Source organism: Arthrobacter sp. Y3225116, assembly GCF_059091245.1.
Genome location: NZ_JBNHGL010000193.1, coordinates 1 through 5,590 on the forward strand (window position 1 = coordinate 1; position 5,590 = coordinate 5,590).

Genomic DNA, 5,590 nt, shown 5'->3' on the forward strand with positions numbered 1-5,590 from the left:
GACCAGCCGCGCGTATGGACGGGACAGCGCCCCGGTGCGTGGGCACGGGCCTGCACGCGGCCACCGACCGCGACGCGGGTGAGCCAACGGAGCCGGCGTCGGAAGATCAGAAGCGCGATGATCGCGAGGGCCGCGGTGTCGGGCCAGCGCGGCGCCGGCCAGTTATCCGGCGCGGGCGGATACGCCCCGTCGGACAATCCGGCGGCCCGCTCGAAGTGGTTGCGCGAGGAGGGGAACAGCGCCCCGTCGATGATGTACGCCGCCGGAAAGGCGAACGGGCCGGCGAGCACATTGGCTACGGCCCACTGGTCAACATGCCGCGACTCGTGGATGGCGAGGGCCTCGTCCCCGCTCCGGGTCTGGGAGATGTTCGGGCCGTAGCGGACATATTGGCCTTCGTCGGTGATGCCATATCCGTTGACGCTCAGGGGGCCCGCCGGGTCTACCGGCGGCATCCACGCCACGAACACGTCGCCGAGCATTGTTCCGCCGCCGCTGGTTCGCGGCGGGGGCCAGAACATGACCAACAGCGACGGCCCTGAACACGCCTCCATATCAAGGCTGCGCCCGGTCAGGACCCCGACGCCGCTGATGGGGGCGACCAGAAAATTGCGGGTGATGCGCCACGGGGCCGGCGGGGAAATCTGCAGGCGCGGCTCAGGCTTGATCTGCCCGTCGGCAGTGATATGGCTGTGGCACACGATCTGCGGGGAGAGTGCCTCCTGGACGCGGGCACCGGCCCCGGCGACCAGGAGGGCCGCGACCACAAAGAGGGCGGTACCGCGAACCCGCTGGTGCGAAGCGCAAACCGTACACGAGGCGGCTCTCCGCAACCGGCGCGAATGAAAGGAGGGCATGGACCAGACCAGCCCGGCGATGCCAAAACACAGGGTGGCCGCCAAGCCGCTCGCGAACGGTCGCATGCGCCCCACGGACCGCCGGAATCTTCCTCCCATGACTGACCACTTCCCGCTCCGGCTACCTGGGCCGGCCAGCGGCAACCGTCAAGAGAGAGGGCCTGCGGTGCGCTTGCCGGCCGTGCGGCAGGTCGAGCGTACCGCCTGCGCCGGGACGACGCCAGCAGTCGGAACAGGCTAGCCGTGCAGCCGACACGAGGGGGTCCGCCCGGTCCGCCGGGCGCCGGCGCAAGTCCCGTCCCTGCCCGTTCCAGGGTGAAGCGTTCCAGCGGTGGGATAACCTAGAGCCGTGACTTACGAGATTGAAATTGGCCGTGGCAAGCGTGGGCGCCGAGCCTACTCCCTCGATGATGTGGCGATCGTCCCCTCGCGCCGGACGCGCGATCCCAAGGATGTCTCGGTCAGCTGGCAGATCGACGCCTACACGTTCGACACGCCGGTGATCGCCGCGCCGATGGACTCGGTCATGTCGCCCGCCACCGCCATCGCGCTGGGCAAGCTCGGCGGCCTGGGCGTACTCAACCTCGAGGGCCTGTGGACCCGGTACGAGGATCCGCTGCCGGTGCTGGACGAGATCGCCGCGCTGGGCACGGAGAACTTCAGCCCGGCCGCGACCAAGCGGATGCAGGAGCTCTACTCCGCCCCCGTGCAGCCGGAACTGATCACCTCCCGGCTGGCCGAGATCCGGGAAGCCGGGGTGACCGTCGCCGGCTCGCTGACGCCGCAGCGCACCCAGGAGTTCTACAAAACCGTGGTGGCCGCCGGCGTGGACATCTTCGTGATCCGCGGCACCACCGTCTCCGCCGAACACGTCTCCAAGACGCAGGAACCGCTGAACCTGAAGCAGTTCATCTACGAGCTGGACACCCCGGTGATCGTGGGCGGCGCCGCCGGCTACACCCCGGCGCTGCACCTGATGCGCACCGGCGCCGCCGGCGTGCTGGTGGGCTTCGGCGGGGGAGCGACGACGACCACGCGCCGGGCGCTGGGCATCCACGCCCCGATGGCCTCGGCCATCTCCGACGTGGCGGCCGCGCGCCGGGACTACATGGACGAATCGGGCGGACGCTATGTGCACGTGATCGCCGACGGCGGCGTGGGCTTCAGCGGCGACATCGTCAAGGCCATCGCCATGGGGGCCGACGCCGTGATGCTCGGTTCCGCGCTGGCCCGGGCGGAGGAAGCGCCGGGCCGCGGCTGGCACTGGGGCCAGGAGGCCCACCACGACGAACTGCCCCGGGGCGACCGCGTGAACGTGGGAACCGTGGGACCGCTGGAGCAGGTGCTGCACGGCCCGTCCAACCACACCGACGGAACCTCCAACTTGGTCGGTGCGCTGCGCCGGTCGATGGCGACCACCGGGTACTCGGACCTGAAAGAGTTCCAGCGCTGCGAAGTGGTGCTGGCGCCGTTCCAGGCACGCGACTGATTTGATCATGCTGGGAGGCTGATAGGCGATGACCACCGGAGCCCTGAGTCCCGAGAGCCGCGAGCAGGCGCTGGCCGCGCTGCGCGCCACACAGGAGCGCGGGGCCGAGCTGGACGTGCTGATCGTCGGCGGCGGGGTGGTGGGCGCCGGGGCCGCCCTGGACGCAGTCACCCGCGGGCTCGACGTGGGCATCGTGGAGGCCCGGGACTGGGCCTCGGGCACGTCGTCGCGGTCTTCGAAGCTGATCCACGGCGGGCTGCGGTACCTGGAGATGCTGGACTTCGCCCTGGTCCGCGAGGCGCTGCAGGAGCGGGGACTGCTGCTGGAGCGGATCGCGCCGCACCTGGTGCGGCCGGTTCCGTTCCTGTACCCGCTGACCAAGCGGTACGTGGAGCGGCCCTACGTGGGCGCCGGCGTGGCCCTGTACGACGCCCTGGCCATCGCCTCGGGACGCGGCCGCGGCGTCCCCTTCCACAAACATCTCTCCCGGCGGGGGACCCTCCGGGCGGCCCCCAGCCTGAAGAAGGACGCCATGGTGGGGTCCATCCGCTACTACGACGCGCAGGTGGACGACGCCCGGCTGGTGGTCAACCTTGTCCGCACGGCAGCGGCGTTCGGGGCGCACGCGGCCAACCGGCTGGCGGTGGTCGATTTCCTGCGCGAGGGCGAACGCGTGGTCGGCGCCCGGGTGCGGAACCAGGAGGACGGCAGCGAGTTCAACATCCGGGCCAAGCAGGTGGTCAACGCCACCGGCGTGTGGACGGACGAAACCCAGGCCATGGTGACCGAACGCGGCCAGCTGAGCGTACGCTCCTCCAAGGGGATCCACCTGGTGGTGCCGCGGGACCGGTTCCAGTCCACGGTGGGGCTGATCCTGCGCACCGAGAAGTCCGTGCTGTTCGTGATTCCGTGGGGCCGGCACTGGATCATCGGCACCACCGACACCGACTGGAACCTGGACAAGGCCCACCCCGCCGCCTCGTCCAAGGACATCGACTACCTGCTGGAACACGTCAACCGGGTGCTCCAGCGCCCGCTCACCCGCGAGGACGTCGAGGGTGTCTACGCCGGGCTCCGGCCGTTGCTGGCGGGCGAGAACGATTCCACCGCCAAGCTCTCGCGCGAACACGTGGTGGCGCACCCGGTCCCCGGGCTGGTGGTGGTGGCCGGCGGCAAGTACACCACGTACCGCGTGATGGCCAAGGACGCCGTCGACGAGGCGGCCCGGGCCCTCGACGAGCGCGTCCCGCCGAGCTGCACGGACACCATCCCGCTGCTCGGCGCCTCCGGTTTCAAGGCGGCCTGGAACAGGCGCAGCCGCACGGCGGACCGCACGGGCATCCACGTTGCCCGGGTCGAACACCTGCTCAACCGGTACGGATCCATGGCCGGCGAGGTGCTGGACATCATCACCGAACGGCCGGAGCTGGCCGAACCGCTGCCCGGCGCCGACGACTACCTGGCGGCAGAGGTGGTCTATGCGACTACGCACGAGGGAGCCCGGCACATCCACGACGTGCTCACCCGCCGGACCCGGATCTCCATCGAGGCCTGGGACCGCGGTGTCTCCGCCGCCCCGGTCGTCGCCGGGCTGATGGCGCCCCTCCTCGGCTGGAGCGAAGGACAGGTGGAACGCGAGGTGAAGCACTACCTGGCCCGGGTCGAAGCCGAACGGCTCAGCCAGGAGCAGCCCGACGACGTCACGGCCGACAGCGCCCGGATGGGCGTCGACGACATCGTTCCGCTGGCCTGAGGGTACCCGGGCAGGATTCGTTTTCTACATGGTTGCGAAGTACCTTTAATGGGTGCTCAAGACTGCCCTGAAACCCCGCTGGATAGCGGCGCTGGTGCTTGCGCTGGCGCTGTCCACGGTGTTCGTGCTGCTGAGCCAGTGGCAGTTTTCCACGTCGCAGAGCGAACCGCCCCCGCCCCCGGGCGAGACGGAAACCGTCAAGCCGCTGACCGACGTTTTTAAACCCGGTGTCCCGATGATGGCCGCCACCGCGGACCAGATGGTCACCTTCGACGGCAGCTTCGTCCCGGGCGGGCAGGTGCTGGTTCGGAACCGCCTGCAGGACGGCGAGGAAGGCCTCTGGGTGGTCGACCCGTTCACGGTGGACGGCGTGGAGCAGTTTGGCGAAGACGTGGTCATCCCCGTGGTGCGCGGCTGGGTCGAGGAACCGGCGGATGCCGTTCCCGCCCCGGAAGGCGAGGCCACCGTCGTCGGGCGGCTGCTGCCCACGGAAGCCCCGCTGCCCGGAAGCCTGCCCGGCGGCCAGGTGGCTTCGCTCTCGGCGGCCGAGCTGATCAACCGCTGGAACGCGCCCGGCTACTCCGGCTTCGTGGTCGGCACCGGCTTCACCGTCGGCGGCACGGACCTTGGCACCGCGACCGAGGGAACCTCGATGCAGCCGGTGGTCGTCGGACCGCAGCCCCAGGAAGCACCGGTCAACTGGATGAACGTCTTCTACGCGGTGGAATGGGTCGTGTTCGCCGGATTCGCCATCTTCCTCTGGTGGCGGCTGGTGGCCGACGACTACCGCCGCGACCTGGAGGCGGCCGAAGACGCGGCCGAAGCGGCCCGCCATGCTGCCGAAACCGGGCGGGGGAGCGCGGCAGGCCCCGCCGGCACCCGCCAGGGCGACGCCGCCGCCGACCAGACCACATCCAGCACACCCCACACAACGAGGTAGTCCACGTGACCGAAAACGCCCCCGACCGTTCCGCCGCGACCCAGCGTCCGGCCAAACGCCGCTTCGGCGGAACCCACGCCCAAATCCGTTCCGCCCTGACCTTCTACAAGGTCACCTCCTACATCACCGGCATCATGCTGCTGCTGCTCTGCGTGGAGATGGTGCTGCGGTACGGCTTCAACCTGTTCCTGTTCGCCGGGGCCACCAACACCCTGACCGGCGAGACGTTCGCGCTCGGGCTGGCGCAGGCCGAGCCGTCGGTGATTGACGGCCTGAACCTGTCCATCGCCGTGCTCGTGGCACACGGCTGGCTGTACGTGTTGTACCTGATCGCCGATTTCCGGCTCTGGTCGCTGATGCGCTGGCCGTTCACCAAGTTCGTGTTGATCGCCCTGGGTGGCGTGATCCCGTTCCTGTCCATCATCCTGGAACGCAAGATTCACCGCGAGGTGGAAGAAGAGCTGGCCGCCCACCCCGAAGCCGCCAAGCGCTACTGACCCGGGCCGGGCACCCGCGCCGGGAGCTCCCGCCGCGGTGCCGGGCACGACGGC

The 5,590-nt window shown here is 69.9% G+C and carries 4 protein-coding genes and 1 pseudogene; 4 read left to right on the forward strand and 1 reads right to left on the reverse strand.

The genetic code is table 11. The features are described from left to right. Window positions 1–767: pseudogene (locus AC5RV2_RS14035) on the reverse strand (hypothetical protein); the annotation flags it as partial. A 439-nt stretch (window positions 768–1,206) separates the two neighbouring features. On the opposite strand from AC5RV2_RS14035, the gene AC5RV2_RS14040 reads away from it, so the two are divergent. The 4 genes from AC5RV2_RS14040 to AC5RV2_RS14055 are packed head-to-tail and all read left to right on the forward strand — an operon-like array spanning window position 1,207 to window position 5,536. Continuing rightward, window positions 1,207–2,346 carry a GuaB3 family IMP dehydrogenase-related protein gene (locus tag AC5RV2_RS14040; protein ID WP_494092839.1) on the forward strand — a complete coding sequence of 380 codons (1,140 nt, stop codon included), beginning with the start codon at window positions 1,207–1,209 and terminating at the stop codon, window positions 2,344–2,346. Window positions 2,347–2,374: 28 nt separating this feature from the next. Beyond that, window positions 2,375–4,099, forward strand: coding sequence for a glycerol-3-phosphate dehydrogenase/oxidase (locus AC5RV2_RS14045; RefSeq protein WP_494092840.1), 1,725 nt, complete (start codon window positions 2,375–2,377; stop codon window positions 4,097–4,099). Window positions 4,100–4,151: 52 nt separating this feature from the next. Then, entirely contained in the window at window positions 4,152–5,039 is an 888-nt protein-coding gene (locus AC5RV2_RS14050; RefSeq protein WP_494092841.1) for an SURF1 family protein, read from the forward strand. A gap of 5 nt (window positions 5,040–5,044) precedes the next feature. After that, window positions 5,045–5,536, forward strand: coding sequence for a DUF3817 domain-containing protein (locus AC5RV2_RS14055; RefSeq protein ID WP_494067441.1), 492 nt, complete (start codon window positions 5,045–5,047; stop codon window positions 5,534–5,536). The last annotated feature ends 54 nt before the right edge of the window (window positions 5,537–5,590 follow it).